Here is a 17,136-nt window from a genome sequence, read left to right as displayed (position 1 = left end):
TCAGCAGATTGAGCAGATTTTTACTTTTAAATCTAAATTTTTAATTCCATAAAAACACAAAGCTATGTGTGAGAAACTAGTTTCTTTCCACATCCTTTTTAAGCCAAAGTAAAACTATGTCTCTATGTGTTTAAAATTATTCACAAAGCAATTCACAATTCACCATTAACAACTCACAATTCACCATTAACAATTCACAATTAAAAACTTACAATTAAAAACTCACAATTATCATGAAAACAATCTTAATTTCAGGAGCATCAAAAGGATTCGGAAGAGCCTGGGCAGAAGCATTTTTAGCAAAAGGATACAAGGTAGCTGCAACAGCAAGAAATATCGATACCCTGGCCGACTTAAAAGCACAATACGGAGACGCTATTTTACCTCTTAAACTCGACGTAAACAATCGCGCAGAATCTTTAGCAGTAGTAGAAAAAGTACACCAACATTTCGGAACCATTGATATCCTAATCAACAATGCCGGTTACGCTTTAAACGGTGCAGTTGAAGAAGCTAGCGAGCAAGAAGCAAGAGCACAATTCGAAACCAATTTCTTCGGAACTTTATGGTTAACACAAGCCGTTTTACCGATAATGAGAAAACAACAAAGCGGTCATATTATTCAGGTTTCTTCAATTTTAGGAATCACCACTTTACCGGTTTTAGGTCTTTACAATGCCTCTAAATTTGCGGTTGAAGGTCTTACTGAAACCCTATCTCAGGAAGTAAAACAATTCGGAATCAACGTGACTCTAGTAGAACCAAACGGTTATTTCACCGATATCTGGGGTAACGGATTCAACAGCGAAAAAATTGAAGCTTACGACGGACTTAAAAAAGCGATTGCAGAAGGACATGACCCCGACACTTTCGGACAAATCAACGCCACAGTACCAGCCATCATCAAACTAGTCGAAGCCGAAAACCCTCCTCTACGCCTATTCTTAGGAAAAGTAGCCTTACCATTCGCCAAACATGCCTACGAACAAAAACTAGCCACCTGGGAAGAATGGAATGACGTTTCTGTAGCAGCACACGGATAATTTTTTTTTTAAGTTGATTGCAAAACGAGATTGTTTCTTTTTAGGAAATGGTCTCGTTTTTTTGGTTTTAGTTTGTTTTGTTTCAGGTTTCAGGTTTCAGGTTTCAGGTTTCAATTTAAGCCGCAGTTTTTATATTAGATTATTTCTTAAAATAGAATATTTCTTAAACCGGTTATAAATCAAAGTTTAAATTTCAAATCTTGCTTCTTACCTCTTTCTTCTATTTTCCATTTTCTATATTCTAAATTCTTGCATCTTGCATCTTGCCTCTTTCTTCTATTTTCCATTTTCTATACTCTATTTTCCATTTTCTATACTCTATTTTCTATATTCTATTTTCTATTTTCTATTTTCTAAATTCTTGCCTCTTGCATCTTGTCTCTTCCTTCTAACATCTCAAAATTAACATTACATCTTCCCTCTAAAATCTTACATAATCCCCACCACAAACCCTATCAACAATCTCAAAAAATTAACTCCATTTTCAATTTAAAAGCAACAAAAACCCTTATTTTCCCGTAATTATTGACATTTTCTTTAAACAGCTGTTAAATTTTCAATAAAAACTAATCGCTAATTCTGTAAGAAACCGTATATTTGAGTAAACAGTATATTTAAATAAAGTGCAAAAAAAAACAAAAACACCAAGTTTTATATTCCCCAAAACTCCAACCGGAGTAGACGGACTGGACGAGATTACAAATGGAGGATTCCCAAAAGGGCGCCCTACTTTAATCTGCGGAGGTGCTGGCTGTGGGAAAACATTAATGTCAATGCAATTCCTGATAAAAGGAATCACCGATCATAACGAAACCGGGGTCTTTATGTCTTTTGAAGAGCCGTCGGACGACCTTACCTTAAATGTCAAATCACTAGGTTTCGACATTGAAAAACTAAAAAAAGACAAAAAACTCGTAGTCGATCACGTGCGCGTAGAGCGATCAGAAATTGAAGAAGCAGGCGAATACGATCTGGATGGTTTATTCATCAGATTAGGTTATGCCATCGATTCTATAAAAGCAACACGTGTGGTATTGGATACTATTGAATCCTTATTTGCAGGTCTGGACAATCAGGCGATTCTCCGTGCCGAACTGCGTCGCTTATTCCATTGGCTAAAAACCAAAGGCGTAACAGCCATTATAACCGGCGAACGCGGCGAAGCAACCCTTACCCGTCAGGGCTTAGAAGAATACGTGTCAGACTGCGTTATTGTACTCGATCATCGTGTTATCGAACAGGTTTCGACGAGAAGACTCCGAATCGTAAAATACAGAGGATCTACGCACGGTACCAACGAATATCCGTTTTTGATTGACGAAGAGGGAATTTCAGTATTACCTATTACATCTTTAAAACTGGATAATGAAGTCAGCTCTGATGTAGTTTCAACCGGAGTTCCGGGCTTAAACGATATGTTTCAGGGTGGCGGTTTTTTTCGCGGAAGCAATATTTTAGTTTCAGGAACAGCCGGAACAGCAAAAACAACCGTGGCCTGTTATTTTGCCAATGAACAATGCGAAAAAAACGAAAAAACGATCTATTTCGCCTTTGAAGAATCGCCACAGCAATTGGTGCGTAATATGAGATCGATTGGTATCGATCTTCAAAAACACATCAAAAAAGGAACATTGCAGATCCATTCTTCTCGTCCTTCATTGAACGGACTAGAATTGCATTTGCTTACGCTTAGAAAACTAATTAAAGAGTTTCAGCCCACTACCATCATTATTGATCCTATCAGTAATTTGATCACGGTAGGAAGCGAACACGAAGTACGTTCGATGCTCGTAAGGCTTATTGATATGCTGAAAGCACACAATATAACCGCTCTTTTTACGTCTTTAAATAAACAGACCGATAATTTCAGACCCGATTTGGCTGAAGAATCCGTATCGTCATTAGTTGATACCTGGATTACGGTGCGCGATATGGAAGGCATTGGCGAAAGAAACCGCGGGATCTTTATTATTAAAGCAAGAGGAATGGGACATTCCAATCAGGTTAGGGAATTTGTGATTACCAGTAAAGGAATCGAATTGCTGGATGTAGAATTAGGTCCAAATGGCATCCTGACCGGTACAGCAAGACAAACGCAGAAATTTAAGAAAACAATATCAGATATTAAGCTTCAGAACGAAATTAGTCGTAAAGACAGAGAAATTGAACGTAAACGCAGAGTTCTAGAAGCCAATATAGAAGCACTTAGAAACGAATTCGAATCGGCACAGGAAGAATTAAGCTCCCTGAAAGCCACAGAAGAATTACAGGCATCATTTTCTAAGAAAAAATAACAACAAGATGAAAAAAGAAGTCGTAGCCGAATGGCAGTTACTGCTCTATATAGCAGGTCAAACACCAAAATCGATCAAGGCGCTTGAAAACATAAAAAAGTACGCAGAAGAACACCTGGCCGGGAAATACAGCATCGAAATTATCGATTTGCTGAAGAATCCCCAATTGGCCGAAGGTGATCAGATTTTGGCGGTACCAACCTTAGTCAGAAAATTTCCCGAACCTATTCGCAAGATCATTGGCGATCTTTCGAATGAGGAAAGAGTACTTGTAGGGCTTAATATTAAACCCTTAAACACTTAAAAAAATGGATAATTCAGCTGATGGGACAAGTACAACCAAACATAAGTTCATGCTTTTTGTTTCGGGTATGTCTGTTAAATCAGGACATGCTATCGAAAATTTACGCAAAATATGCGACAAGCACCTCCGCGAAAACTATGAACTGGAAATCATAGATATTAGCCGGGATACAGAACAGGCCGTCATACATCAAATTGTAGCGATCCCAACTTTAATAAAAATACAGCCCGCTCCTAGGCGAATCATTTTAGGCGATTTGTCAGATAAGGAAAAGGTATTGAGAATACTTAATTTAAGTGAATAGAATTTGATAGTAAACGATAAAAATATTGACTCCTTATTGGCAGAAATTGAATCGTTAAAGCAACAGCTTTACGAATCAAACAGTATCATTGATGCCATAAAAGAAGGAGATGTTGATGCCCTTGTGGTCAACACCAACGGAACACCACAGCTGTACTCACTGGAAACAGCCGATTATACCTACCGACTCCTGATCGAGAAATTCAGACAGGGCGCACTAAGTATCGCCAAAAATGGCCTGATCTTATATTGCAACGATTATTTTGCAAAACTGGTCAATACGCCCTCAGAAAAAATCATTGGGAATTACCTTCAGGAATATTTCGATAATGCCTCGCAATTTGTAACGCTCATTGAAGGTTTAAAGTACGGATTGGGCACGCACGAAATCCTTTTTAAAAGTGATGGTGGCTCCCCTACTACCTTTACGGCTTATATTTCGCTGACAGACCTTGAACCGTCTGTAGACGCGATTGGAATCATCGTTATTGATTTAACCGAAAAGAAAAAACACGAAGAAGCTTTAATCAGGCATCAGCAGGAACTCGAAGGAAAAATCAACGAGCTCAACCGCATTAACAGCAATTTGGAAGAATTCATTCACGTGATTTCGCACGATTTAAAAGAACCGCTGCGTAAGATCGTCATGCACAACGGAAAAATTGACGGTACTTATTTAAACGGAGTAGACGCCAGATCGATGGAAATCATAAAATTATCGGTCTTGCGACTCAATTCCCTGGTTGATGATTTGGTCCAATACTCCTCGCATACCGCACAGGAAGAACGCACCGAAATTAATCTCGCCTCTGTTATTGCCGAAGTAACAGAAGATCTTGAAGTAACGATTACTGACAGAAATGCCGAAATAAAAACCGGCGAACTCCCTGTTATCAAAGCGTCACGCGTGCAAATGCGCCAGCTTTTCTCCAATTTAATATCCAATGCCATTAAATATTGCAGGCCCGATAAGCCTCCCGTAATACAAATTTTTCAGGCAGCTGATTTAGACGTTGAAATACCAAATCAAAATAGTAAATTTGTAAAGATTCAGATCAAGGACAACGGTATTGGAATGGAGTCCGGCCATCTTCTTAAGATTTTTACGATTTTTCAGCGCCTCCATGCCCGAAACGAATATTCCGGAAACGGTATTGGCCTCGCGATTTGTAAAAAAATTATGGAAAACCACTCCGGAAACATCACTGTCGAAAGCACACTGAACGAAGGAACAACTTTTAATCTTTACTTTCCAATTGTATAAAATGCCGCAAAAAAACCTTCATATCATAATTGCCGAAGATGACGATGACGATGCCGATGTAATCCGTGAAATCTTCAACAACAACCCCAGTTTTGCGAAAGTGAGCCTCGTAGCCAATGGCGAAGAACTGCTCCATTTCCTAAAAAATGCGGCAAACGAAAACCCCGACGTAATCCTGACCGATATTAACATGCCCATACTCAACGGCATCGAAGCCCTGCAGGAAATTTTAAACCACAACGACCTCAAAAACATTCCCTGCTTTGTCTATTCCACGAGCATAAACCCTTCTTACAAACAAAAATGCGATGTACTGGGCGTAAAAGGCTATCTCATTAAGCCCTACTCCTACGAGGCCTTCGCCGAAATCCCTAAGACGATTTTAAGTAGTATTGAAGAATAAAAATATAAAACGAGATGTTTCTTTTAGAGAAGGTCTCGTTTTTTTATTAGGAGCTGTTTCCCGCTATTCGCTGCAATCTTTTGTGCCGAACCCCGGCACAAAAGGATTTACGCTTCTATCGGGGCTAGGGGAGTTTATATTTAAAAAACATTTTTGAAGAAGGAGAATTAATCGAAAAATGTTGTTGTTCGGGATTTTCGAACGACCACTCAACATATTGCTCTTGCTGGGGATTTGTTTAAAATTAAGTCTATAAATAGCCACGTTGCAAACGCTACGATTGCTATTTGAATTTATGTAGGTACTCGTCACAGACGAGCACCAGATTGATCAATTTCTTTTAATAGCTTCCAGTATATTTTGGTTTATTATTTCTTCCATATAAAATTATAATTGGACTTAAATTTTGCAGGTGTTATTTTAAATTATTCATAAACCATTCACTATCTATCCCATTCTTTATAAGATCCGTTTTTAATAATTTCTCTTCCTTTTCGGCATCTTTCGAGAGTTTGTTGTTGAGCTGAATAACAGTCACATAATCCCCGTAATTCAAGTATTGTTCCAATTCTTTGGGACAATTGGTCATTTCCTGTGTAATCTCTTTTGTTAATTCTTTCAGCAATTTGTTCGTATAACCAGTGATATCCGCTTCTAAATTCATCTTCCATTGCACTTCTGAGTTTTCTTTCATCAGTTGTATCTGATTGAAACTGTCTTTTATAGGTTTCAAAGCGTTCGCGTTCTTCGTTCTCAAGTTTTCCAAATTCTTGTTCAAGGAGTCTTCCTTCTTCTTCAATTCGAGTCTTTTCTCCTTCAAAATTTCTCTCAAATTCTGATTCGTGTTCCGTATCGTCCTCAATGTATCCCTGCTCTCGCTTAATACCTGCGATTTCATTCTCAATTCTTCTCTTTTCAGGCTCAAATTGTCTTCTAATGTCTGCGTCAGATTTTCCAAGATTGTATCGGCGTTCGAGTTGTTGGCTAATAATTGCTGTTTCGCTTTCAATTGTTTCTCTTTTTGCAATATATCGGCTTTCCAAGTTGCTGTATCGTTCTTCAATTGCTGAGTATTGGAGATAATATTCATCGTATAAGTTTTTCTCTGTTTCTGTAATGAATTCTTGAAAGTCTCCTTCTGCTTGTTCAAGAGATTCCAGCGATTGGCTATGTCGGTTTTCAACTGCTGTTCTAAATTGGCTTCGTAATTGTTCCAATTGCAGTTTTGTTCTTTCTGTACTTGCCTTAACTCTTGATATGCTTGATTCAAATTGTTGTTCAACACTTCTGTATCGTTGCGATTCCAGACATCTTGTAATTGCCCGTATAAGATTGCTAATTTGGTTTTTTCGGCAAATGATAGATTCTGTGAGAAGTCCCATTTGGAGTTCATCAATTTGTGAAATTCCTTCTGTATTTCCAGCGGGAAGTTGAAAGTAATTGGTGTTTTGTTCGACATGATTAAATACCCATTTGGTGTTTTTGGTTACAAGAAAGTTTTTAGCAATATTTTCCGGAGAATCTTTAGGAATTACTATTTGAATAGTATCAATTCCTAAACGCCTTATTTTAGCTTTTTTTTCATCATTCAATTTGTGGGAAACAACAATTTCGATAAGCAATATTGGTTTTCCATGAATATCGAAGAATGTTACATCCGGTCTAATCAATAAATTCTTATTGTCGATATCAGGATTCTTTCCAAACTGAACTTCTCCATCATCACCTTCATAAAATGAAAGTTCTTTTTTTACAGAATTTGCCTCGACAAAAATAGCTTCTTGAATTAGTTTTGCACTTTTACCGTCTGATGCATATTTATATAAGTTTGGCACTTTTATTCGTTTCGTTCTTTGAAGAATGTCAATTGCTAAGTTGTGCCTATAATCCTGATTACTGAATGTACATGGGATTTCTCCCTTTTTTACATCTTTTGCTATATGCCGAAAATAAGATTTATAAAGAGTATTTTTCTTTTGAATAACCGCTTCCATTTCTGCATCGCAGCCCATACACCAATAGCCTTTACGACCGCTTTCGGCTTCAAGTATATATATAGGATCTCCTTTTACGCTTTTGGCGTATTCGTTTTGTTCTTTTGGATTTGATTTAGCAGTAATCATTTTAATTTGATTCAATAAATTTTATTTCAATTAACAGACTACAAATAGCTTATTTTAAATCATAAAAATACTCCTATCAAAAAAAATAAATAGAAATGTTAATATGACTGTAAAGAGTATAAAAATAGTTAAAAAGCTAACTAACAGCAGCTTATTTCTTTGTTTTTTCAGTAATATTGTTTTCAAGCCTAGTAATTGTACATATATAGCATCTAATTGTGTTACATCTTTAATCTTGGTTAAAAAATTATCAATATCTGATTCGATAGCGTCAATTGATTCTTCAATATTTTTTATTAGAATAAACCATATCAACATATTAAAAACAAATCCCAAAATTAATAACGCCAAATTCTTAACCCATAATTGACCACTAAAATCAAAGTTATTTAACAACAAAATATAACCTATTGGGATGCCAAAAATATAATTTGAAGCTTTACCAATTGATTCGTAAATTCTATCTACTAATTTTTGAAAATATTCTGTTGAGGAAGTTTTTATTTGTTCAAACGAAAAACCTTCGAGAAACAAAGAAAAACTTTTATCATAATTTGAAACCAAATTATCCCATCCTGTTGTTAGAACTATATAGGTATTTCCTTCTTTATCAAGAAAATTTATTAATTCATTTAAGAAAATTTGTTTTTTCTCTTTCTCGCAAACAGAACCTTTTAATTTATCTTTTATTTCTTGTGAAATCGAAAAATTAAAATCCATTAATTCTTCAAAATCATAATCAACTATTAAATTAATTGCTTTTCCATATTTATAAAAAACAAATTCCAAATTACTTCCCGTTTCATTATAACTGTGGGCTATTTCCTTTAAAAAATCAATTAAAAGAATATTATTCTTGTACTTATCAAAGAAAGCATGATTGCTTTCTTTTTTTTTATAATCTAGTTCTCCAATATAAAAATCTTCATCAAAATATTCAAATTTGTTACCATTTATAAAATCTCTTGTAGTTTCAAAATAATTATTAACATCAGCAGTTCTTATTTCTACAACTACTGTATCTCCCAAATATGTTTGAATAGAATCCTCATAAATACCTTTATTTGTTCCAGATTCCGATATTTCAATTAAATTATTTTTTAATAAAGATTGAATAGAATTAAGATCATCATCGACCAAGGAGATAATGCTTCCTTTTATGGAAAATTCGTCCCCTTGTAAATTGTTTAATTTTCTTCTAATAAATATTACGTCATCAATTTTTGATTTCATCGTTAAAAATTTTATTCAATGATTCAACAGGAACATCATTAATTATTATCTGATTACCTTTTCTGATAATCTTTCTATTTTTAATTAATGCATTATCGAAAGTTAATGTATAACCCGATTCTATTATTTTATTCCTTACAAACACCTCAAAGTCAGTCCTCCTATTAATACCGATTCTACCGCTTACCTCTATTCCGTTTCGTTCTAAAAATCGAAGAAATAAATCTGGCTTTTCCTTGTCCATTATTGAAGAAATCGATTCTAATTCAACATCTACTTTTGCGTCAAAGCACTTTTGAACATAATCAGAAATATTATCTCTTATTTTATCCCTCTTTACCTTTGAAATATTACTTTCAATGTAATACAAACTCATCGCATCTTTTAATTTATTAAAATTTTCCCTAGAAGAGGTCATATCAGTTGAACCTATAAATTCGATGAAATACTTTGAAACCGCCCTCGTACCCTTTATAAACGAGAGATATAAAACATCATTATTTTTCCATCTATTAATATTTAATCTATTAGCCCTAGCTAATTTTTCAATATCTAAAGTCATTAATTTTTTTATATCTAATGCTTCATCATCAACAGCGAACTGAGATGATTTGTCCATCATTGCTGTTATAATGAAGTCCATTTGTCTTTCTTCATAATGGACAAAAACAACATAACCTCCTGTAGTTGTAGGGATATCAATCTCTTTTTTTAAAATTTCCATCGATTCAGATGTAAATTTCAAAAAATCATTTCCATTTAGATATTCTTTAGCTTTTTTTTGAAAAGGATAAATATCTTCATCTTTTTCAAAAGTTCCTTGCGTAGGATTTTTAGTGCTATAGCTTTTTATTAATCTTTGAACAAACTCAATTGTCCCCTGATTATCTATATTTAATAATTTTTCAGAACAATTTAATGTAGGCTTTCCTTGCTGTTCTTTTAATATTTGATGTAATACTAGTTTTTTTAATTCCATTTTTTTCTTTTAATTTTTCTCAACAATCTCAATTTCCTCTTCACTCAAACCATAGAACTCATAAATCATCTTATCAATCTCTTTATCGGTACTATCGATTTGTGATTTAAGATTAATTGCTTTTTTTTGTTCTTGGTTGAAATAATCTTCCCATTCGGCTTTCAGGGAGAGGCTGAGGACGACTTTCTTCTTGGACAATTCTTTGACAAAATCGCTATAAGACAACAAATGCCATTCTTGGAGTTTTTTACTCAATTCGGTCAACGAAAACTCACGCTCCAAACTGCGTTGGAATTTCTGGGAAACATCTTGTAATCCCTTGTTTAATGACAACATTAAATTGGATTTCTCAATGAATGGTTGTTGATTTTTTAACTTTTTTACAGGTAATTCAAGGAGTTGAGATTTTTTTACTTTAGGAAAGACCACTTTATTATCAGAAGTAGTATTTATGAAATAAAAGTATAATAGTTTTGAATTTAATAAACAAAGGAGAAATTTTAAAGAATATGCTCGATCTTTTTCAATTATTAAATAAGTAGTTTGGTCTGTAAAATAATTTGCTTCATCAAAAGTTGTAATTATTCGCTTTCCTAAAATTTGTCTAACAATCAGCTTATGCTGATTAAAAATTTCTTTGTTTCTAAATGCCTGATTTGAGTATAGTTTTTCATTTTCAATCTTATAATCAATAAATATATTATCATAAGAATTAAAATATTTAGATATGTTTTTTCCTAAGACAAATGGTTGATGCGAATCGTCTCTTTTATTGTCAAACAAAAGCTCTTTTCTTACTTTTATCCCATTTTTCACCTCGTAATATTTATCAAGTTTAGTTAACTTATTTAATTTATCAATAATACCTATTGAATTTGCATCAATTTTTTCATTGATTAAATAATCTTGATTTATAAAAACCTTTTGGTTTATTCTTTTTTCAAATATGAATTGTAATTTGGTAATATTGAAAAATGTGATTTTGTTTTCATCATCAGATCTATTCTGAATTAAAAACACAGCTGTTTTAACACTTGCATCTTCGAAAATATTTTCATCTGAATTTGCAATTATTTTAATTGAGAATTCATCAAGAAGATATTTTCTTAAAGGCTTATCGTATTCATTTATTAAAAAAACTGATGGAGTAATAAATGACAGACAACCTTTTTTGTTTATAATTTTACAGGATTTTTCAATAAATAATTTATATAAATCTAATTGATATGAACTTGTTTTGTAGTTGTTTATAAAATATTCTTTTTCACGATCATTAAATAAACCTCGACTTCTCACATAAGGCGGATTCCCAATAATTACATCAAAACCATCTTTAGCAAACACTTGTGGAAAAGCTTCCTCCCAATTGAAAGCTTTGTTGCCTGCTACTTCTGGATCATCAATCAAAGAGTTACCACATTTGATGTTGCTGTTCAGATCGTTCAGCTTTCGATTGGGTTGTGCGGTGCGTAACCAAAGGGAGAGTTTAGCAATTTCGACGCTTTCGTCGTTGAGGTCAACTCCAAAAAGATTGTTTTCCAAAATACTGTTTTCGATATCGCTTAATACCAAAGCATCGCCAAAGAGTTTGGCTTGCAATTCATCTAGATAACGGTGTTCTTCAATCAGAAAATCCAATGCCTGGTTCAAGAAAGCTCCAGAACCACAAGCAGGGTCACAAATAGTAAGTTGTAATAACCACTGACGGTAATCTTCCAACTTGACCACCAATCCATGAATTGTTTTCTTTTGGCGTTTTTTATCGGTAGTGTATTCTTCCTCTACCAACTGTAATTCGGCTTTCTTTTCGATGCAAAGTTTGCCAATGGTGTTTTCGACTATGTATTTTGTAATGTATTTTGGTGTATAAAAAACGCCGTCTTTTTTACGTTTGGTCTTGGTCTTGTCAATTTCCTGACCTTCGAGTTGGGCTTTGGTTTCGTCTAACTCATTTAATGAGTTTTCGAAAATATGTCCCAAAATATTAACATCGACTTCACTAGCAAAATCGTAATGGCTCAGTTTTTCGGTGTGTGTAAATAATACTGCATCATCAATGCGGATGCTGTCGAGCATTTCGTCCGGTTTGAACAAGCCGCCGTTGTAAGCAAAAATCTGGTGTTCTTCCTTAACCATGGCAACGGTTTCACTAAAAGCCGGCAACGAAACTTTGGCACCGGAATTCAAATCATTGAAATAGATTATGTAACGGTCGTACAACGAAACTTCAATACGCATTTCACGTAATTGTTTCCATTCTTTATTGATTCGGAAAATTAGGTTGGTCGGCAACAGATTTCTGTCCTCTGCAAAGAAAACAAACAGAAAACGATCCAACAATTTCTGTGACTTTTTGAACAATTCTAACCGTTCATACCCAGGATTCAAAGCCACCATATTCTGGTATAATTCCCTTTTGAAAACGGAATAATCTTTGTAGAGTTTTTTGGTTATTACATCTTCCTGGCTTACCGATTCGTTTTTGATTTTTCTGGCAATATCTTTGGAAATATTTTCATAAGCCAAGCATAAATACAACAAATTGAATTCTTCCTGCGTAAGTTTGAAAAGATTAAATTCCAAATGTTCAATAGCATTGTCTATATAAAAACGAACTTTCTCAAAATTGGATGTAATTACATACACACAATCCGGCTGGTTATTTTTGTATCCAAAAGCCTGAGTTTCTATTTTTCCTAAATCGGTTGTGTTGGTGCCTTTCAGTTCAATTACGGCAGTTACCTTTTGATTAATTACAATAGCACCGTCGGCTTTTTTGCTGTCTTTTACGTTTTTGTGTTCGGTAGTCAGATTGAAATCAGGCTGTGGATTTTTGGTATAGCCCAAAATAGCAACAAACAAGTCGATCAGGAATTCTCCCTGATATTGTTCTTCCTTGCTGTTGCGGATATTTTCTTGAATGGTCGGATTCTGGAAATGATTCTGGAATTGTTGCCATTTCTCTTGTAAAACGGTTTTATTTTGGGATTGCAGATGCTTTAGAACTACAGATTTTTGGAATAATGACATTAGTAACGCTTTTTTATAAGTTTTAAAAATACACAATTTAAACTAATAAAAAACAGCTCTCCGAAATGTTCTTTTTTAACGCTGCGTAAATGTCTCTGACTTTGCCCCCGCTCCGCGAAGTGTTCTTGCATTCGTTGCGACAAGTCTCAGACTTTGCCATTTTCAACAAAGCCCACAATCGAAAACAAAAACGCCTCAAAGTCCCTGCTCTGCAAAGTCTTCTCTTCCCCCGCTCCCCAAAGTGTTCTTGTCAATCGCTGCGCAAACGTCTCTGACTTTGCGCCATTTCAACAAAGCCCATAATTGAAAACAAGAACTGCTCAAAGTCTCCGACTTTAAACTAAATTTTACTTAAAAATAGAATCAAAACAAAACCTTAAAAGACAGTACTCCCAAAGTATCATCTTTTAAGGTTTTTCTTTCTGTACTACTCTCCAATTTTATTTTAAGTTCAACTGATTCAAAAAACCTTTTACTACTATTCTAATACCTTTTCCTAGCAATCCATTGGAAATAGCCAGCCCTATATTTACGAATCGATCTAATCAAAACAGTACAATCATGAGTAAATTTTCCGAGCAGGTACACATTTCTATCAGCAGTTTTTCGCAAAACGTTATTTATTACGATTTGCAGCTTTCACAAAAAATGGCTGAGCATCATTATTTCTCTTTTATGTGGCAGTATACCGCCAAAGCCGTAATCGAGCCCGCTGATCAGGCGGCTGCTTTAAGCAAACACATAGGCGCAGAAGTCATTTTTACCTTTAAAGTCAACGGTATCCAATTAATGTCAAAAGGTATCATAAACGGCGTTGAATCGGTTGACCGCCACGGAAGTCCGGCGGGAATATTGGTTTCCGGAATCAGCCACACCGTTGTCATTGATGATATGAAAAAATCCAGAATCTTTCTCGAAAAGAACCTTCAGGATATTGCACTGGAAATCTTTTCAGAAGAAAGTTCCGGAGAATTTTATCAGCGCGAAGCCATTTTGCCCACTTTCACAAAACCCTTCAAATACAAACCGCAGTACAACGAAACCAGTTTTGAATTCCTGAAACGATTAGCAACACGTTACGGACAATGGTTTTATTTCGACGGCATGCGCATGCAATTCGGGCAAACCAAAACCAGCAAAGTAAAACTCATCAACGGTTCTTCGCTGCATCACTTTAAGATTCAGGCGCAGTTGGTTTCGCATAAAACATCTTTCGGCGGATACGACCCCAACAACGCATCAAACATCAAAAACGCCTCCGAAAAAAGCAACAGCGGAAGTCAGGATCGTTTTGCAAAATCGGTTGGTTTCAATCAGGGATCGATTGCCCGTCAGGGTTTAAGCAATGGCGCGTATACCAACAATGCCCAAAACAAAGACGAAATCGACGAAATGGTCAAACTGCAAACCGCAGGCAGAGATGCGAACAGTATTTTTTACAGTGGTACCTCCTATTTACCAATCGGCCTCGGACAAGTTTTCACCATCCAAAACAAAACCGTAGAACACGAACTAATAGCCATCGAAATAACCCACCACTCCGAAGTAAACGGAAACTACAGCTGCGAATTCAAAGCCATCCCCGCTGATGTCGCCGCACCACACTACACCGACGTCACCACTTTTGCAACTGCCGAAAGCCAGTCCGCCTTAGTAAAAGACAACAACGACCCCGAAGGCATGGGCCGCATCAAAGTCAATTTCTATTGGCCCGGCTGGGGAAATACGAGTGAGTGGATGCGCGTAGTGCAACCCTACGCAGGCGCAGACAAAGGACTCTATTTCAGACCCGAAATTGGCGAGGAAGTCCGCATAGCTTTCGAAGGCAACAATGTCGATTGTCCGTATGTTTCCGGAACCTATTACAACGGCCAGGCAAAACCAGAATTCTTTGATTCTGGCAACATGATAAAAGGCTGGAAACTGAGATTTGGCCAGTTATTCAAATTCATCGAAAAAGTGGGCATCTGGCTTTCTGACCCGAGTGGGAATGAAATTCATTTGGATGAAGAGGGTAAAAATATAAATGCCACAACTCCGGAAACTTTTACTATACGTGCTAAGAATATTGTTTTTGAGGCTACTGAGAGTATTACTTATACGGCGGGAATGAATATTACAGAGGATGCCGGACTTAACCATACTATCAAAGCCGGAGCAAATATGATACAAAATGCAGAAGAAGATTATTATGTAAGAGCTAAAAACATTACAAAACTCGCAAGTGAAAACTATTCTGCAGATGCGAAAGATATATCCAGAAATGCTTCTGGAAAAATTCAATCTATTTCCTTTGGTGATCACACTCAAAATAGCAAAGGTAAGTTTGAAAACAACTCTGGTGAAAACTCAACTAACTGTTGATTATGGGAAAGATAACTATACTAGCAAATAATATTTCCGAAGAAGCTTCAGGAAATATTCGAAGTGATGCATCACATATTGTCAATCAATCAGGAGGAAAAATTATTCAAAATAGCGAGAAAGGAATTAATTATAATAATTACCAGGATAGACAACCACCAACTGATATACGTATTAAAAAAGTTGAAGGGCCATATGATAGTAATAATAAATTAATCGATAAAATTGAGTTAGGCAAGCTTTATTCTTTTAAAGCAACTCCTACCCGAAAACCAACATTTATTGAAATTGCTTTGCTAAAATGGGCTATAAAACTTGATGTTAATAAAAAGGAAATAATTGGTGGAGTAGCCTCACAAAATAAATTAGAAGGAGACAAAATAAGAATTTCATTTAAGATTAATCATGATTTTGAGAAAGCAAGAATTTATGCTTTTTATCAAAAGCCTGATGATCTGGTTAGTGTCGAATTGAGTTTGAAGAAACTTAAATTTCCGATGTTGATAGGTTACTCAAGAGGTTATGATTTGAAGCACCATTATATGGATAAGCGCAATGATGATGTAAAAAAAATAGCTCTCGGACTTGAAGATTCATTGTATGGACAAGGTGGACGATTTACAACGGATAACCTAGATAATTTAGACAATTTAAATGAATCCGATCTTGAGAACAATATGTCGGAATTGATTAAATCAGGAATTTCTATTAACAATGGTTTGGAAAAAGTAGGAGAAGAAATGCTTACACATTTTTTTGATAATAAAGGTGGAGAGTATGAAAATCAAATTTTAAATAGGGTAATATCAAAAGATTCTAATTTTGATTTTTTTAAGAAAGCCGTAACTTATAAAATACTAATAAAATTAAAAAAATTAAACTGGAATTTATCCAACATCAAAGAAAATGATTTAGTAAGATTTGATAATGTAGCATTTAATCAGGATATAAATAGAAAAGATGGATTAACAATCCTTATAGATGCAGTCGAACATATTGAAGTTTATATTGTCGATTATAAAAAACTTCATGAAGAAAAATATAAACTAACGTTGAAATTTGTTTTGTATGATACTTTCGGTCTGGATTTAGAAGATTTAAAAAAATATGGAAAACGAAATGAGAGTAATCCTAGCAGATATTTTCTCGATTGGGAAGATGGTAACACTTCTAAAAGAATTTATATTCAAAACAATTACGGACTAGGGTTTTCATCATGGTGGATTTTACAACATAGATTTAATCATAAGCCTTTTACAACAAAAGCAACTATCTTACAAGAAGGAATATTTGATAAAAAAATAGTGTATTCTTCTCCTAAGGATAATTCCAAAAACACAAATAACGATGAAAAATACAATTAAAAATAATAGAGAAATTTTCAGTTATCTAATAAAAAAACTTAATTTTTTATTGATTTCATTAAGTCTGATTAGTGCATTTGTTTGGCAGATCAGTCTTAAAGATGAAAAAGACTTAATTGGAGGTTGCGATGTGTCAATTATGCTATTTTTCATATATACATTGATGTTTTTTACTTTAATGCTATTACTTTCATCTTCAGCTTATTTAAATCTATTTCTTGTCATTCGAAATAACTTAATTTTTCGTTTTTTATCTTTTTATGGAACAAGTGTCATTGGATCAATAGCTGTGTTAAGCCTTAATAAATATAATAAAATTTCTATTGCAATAGTATTTTTATGTATTCTGGTTTATAGTTTATTCTATCTGAAATTTAATAAATTTTTAAAATAAAGAATAAGTACACAATCTTTCAAGTTTTTCTTCTATCG

At 34.6% G+C, this 17,136-nt stretch carries 13 protein-coding genes; 9 read left to right on the top strand and 4 right to left on the bottom strand.

Annotated elements, in window-relative coordinates:
• Positions 1–233: 233 nt before the first annotated feature.
• The 6 genes from AC3ITQ_RS15110 to AC3ITQ_RS15085 all read left to right on the top strand — a co-directional run bounded on the left by AC3ITQ_RS15110 (position 234) and on the right by AC3ITQ_RS15085 (position 5,611).
• Positions 234–1,043 carry an SDR family NAD(P)-dependent oxidoreductase gene (locus AC3ITQ_RS15110; RefSeq protein WP_489234997.1) on the top strand — a complete coding sequence of 270 codons (810 nt, stop codon included), beginning with the start codon at positions 234–236 and terminating at the stop codon, positions 1,041–1,043.
• A 623-nt stretch (positions 1,044–1,666) separates the two neighbouring features.
• A complete protein-coding gene (kaiC, locus tag AC3ITQ_RS15105; protein ID WP_489234996.1) occupies positions 1,667–3,337 on the top strand; it encodes a circadian clock protein KaiC in 1,671 nt (556 codons plus the stop codon).
• Between the two features lie 7 nt (positions 3,338–3,344).
• Positions 3,345–3,641 carry a circadian clock KaiB family protein gene (locus AC3ITQ_RS15100; RefSeq protein ID WP_026985338.1) on the top strand — a complete coding sequence of 99 codons (297 nt, stop codon included), beginning with the start codon at positions 3,345–3,347 and terminating at the stop codon, positions 3,639–3,641.
• A 4-nt stretch (positions 3,642–3,645) separates the two neighbouring features.
• Positions 3,646–3,945, top strand: coding sequence for a circadian clock KaiB family protein (locus tag AC3ITQ_RS15095; RefSeq protein ID WP_072970964.1), 300 nt, complete (start codon positions 3,646–3,648; stop codon positions 3,943–3,945).
• A 3-nt stretch (positions 3,946–3,948) separates the two neighbouring features.
• Positions 3,949–5,208 carry a sensor histidine kinase gene (locus tag AC3ITQ_RS15090; RefSeq protein WP_489234995.1) on the top strand — a complete coding sequence of 420 codons (1,260 nt, stop codon included), beginning with the start codon at positions 3,949–3,951 and terminating at the stop codon, positions 5,206–5,208.
• A gap of 1 nt (position 5,209) precedes the next feature.
• Positions 5,210–5,611: a response regulator gene (locus AC3ITQ_RS15085; protein ID WP_074657897.1), complete on the top strand. Its 402-nt coding sequence runs from the start codon at positions 5,210–5,212 to the stop codon at positions 5,609–5,611.
• Between the two features lie 443 nt (positions 5,612–6,054).
• Here AC3ITQ_RS15085 and AC3ITQ_RS15080 read toward each other — a convergent pair whose 3' ends face one another.
• From AC3ITQ_RS15080 to AC3ITQ_RS15065, 4 genes are read right to left on the bottom strand one after another with little or no spacing between them, the layout of a single operon-like run.
• Positions 6,055–7,749: a hypothetical protein gene (locus tag AC3ITQ_RS15080; RefSeq protein ID WP_489234994.1), complete on the bottom strand. Its 1,695-nt coding sequence runs from the start codon at positions 7,747–7,749 to the stop codon at positions 6,055–6,057.
• Positions 7,750–7,788: 39 nt separating this feature from the next.
• Positions 7,789–8,967, bottom strand: a complete 1,179-nt coding sequence (locus tag AC3ITQ_RS15075) for a hypothetical protein (protein WP_489234993.1) — start codon at positions 8,965–8,967, stop codon at positions 7,789–7,791.
• A complete protein-coding gene (locus AC3ITQ_RS15070; protein ID WP_489234992.1) occupies positions 8,951–9,946 on the bottom strand; it encodes a nucleoid-associated protein in 996 nt (331 codons plus the stop codon). The genes AC3ITQ_RS15075 and AC3ITQ_RS15070 overlap by 17 nt, the downstream gene beginning before the upstream one ends.
• 9 nt (positions 9,947–9,955) lie before the next feature.
• A complete protein-coding gene (locus AC3ITQ_RS15065) occupies positions 9,956–12,976 on the bottom strand; it encodes an Eco57I restriction-modification methylase domain-containing protein (protein ID WP_489234991.1) in 3,021 nt (1,006 codons plus the stop codon).
• A gap of 561 nt (positions 12,977–13,537) precedes the next feature.
• On the opposite strand from AC3ITQ_RS15065, the gene AC3ITQ_RS15060 reads away from it, so the two are divergent.
• Genes AC3ITQ_RS15060 through AC3ITQ_RS15050 form a run of 3 tightly spaced genes read left to right on the top strand, consistent with a single transcriptional unit; the run spans position 13,538 to position 17,098 of the window.
• Positions 13,538–15,340 (top strand): type VI secretion system Vgr family protein, encoded by a 1,803-nt coding sequence (locus tag AC3ITQ_RS15060; RefSeq protein ID WP_489234990.1) that lies wholly within the window; start codon positions 13,538–13,540, stop codon positions 15,338–15,340.
• Between the two features lie 2 nt (positions 15,341–15,342).
• A complete protein-coding gene (locus tag AC3ITQ_RS15055; RefSeq protein ID WP_489234989.1) occupies positions 15,343–16,704 on the top strand; it encodes a hypothetical protein in 1,362 nt (453 codons plus the stop codon).
• Positions 16,688–17,098: a hypothetical protein gene (locus AC3ITQ_RS15050; RefSeq protein ID WP_489234988.1), complete on the top strand. Its 411-nt coding sequence runs from the start codon at positions 16,688–16,690 to the stop codon at positions 17,096–17,098. The genes AC3ITQ_RS15055 and AC3ITQ_RS15050 overlap by 17 nt, the downstream gene beginning before the upstream one ends.
• The last annotated feature ends 38 nt before the right edge of the window (positions 17,099–17,136 follow it).

Source organism: Flavobacterium sp. KH_001 (genome assembly GCF_057840745.1).
This window is presented reverse-complemented; position numbering and strand designations above follow the sequence as displayed.

Coding starts and splice junctions, on each gene's coding strand:
- AC3ITQ_RS15055 (WP_489234989.1), top strand. CDS start 15,343: ATGGGAAAGATAACTATACTAGCAAATAATATTTCCGAAGAAGCTTCA.
- AC3ITQ_RS15075 (WP_489234993.1), bottom strand. CDS start 8,967: ATGAAATCAAAAATTGATGACGTAATATTTATTAGAAGAAAATTAAAC.
- AC3ITQ_RS15070 (WP_489234992.1), bottom strand. CDS start 9,946: ATGGAATTAAAAAAACTAGTATTACATCAAATATTAAAAGAACAGCAA.
- AC3ITQ_RS15100 (WP_026985338.1), top strand. CDS start 3,345: ATGAAAAAAGAAGTCGTAGCCGAATGGCAGTTACTGCTCTATATAGCA.
- AC3ITQ_RS15110 (WP_489234997.1), top strand. CDS start 234: ATGAAAACAATCTTAATTTCAGGAGCATCAAAAGGATTCGGAAGAGCC.
- AC3ITQ_RS15050 (WP_489234988.1), top strand. CDS start 16,688: ATGAAAAATACAATTAAAAATAATAGAGAAATTTTCAGTTATCTAATA.
- AC3ITQ_RS15085 (WP_074657897.1), top strand. CDS start 5,210: ATGCCGCAAAAAAACCTTCATATCATAATTGCCGAAGATGACGATGAC.
- AC3ITQ_RS15060 (WP_489234990.1), top strand. CDS start 13,538: ATGAGTAAATTTTCCGAGCAGGTACACATTTCTATCAGCAGTTTTTCG.
- AC3ITQ_RS15095 (WP_072970964.1), top strand. CDS start 3,646: ATGGATAATTCAGCTGATGGGACAAGTACAACCAAACATAAGTTCATG.
- AC3ITQ_RS15065 (WP_489234991.1), bottom strand. CDS start 12,976: ATGTCATTATTCCAAAAATCTGTAGTTCTAAAGCATCTGCAATCCCAA.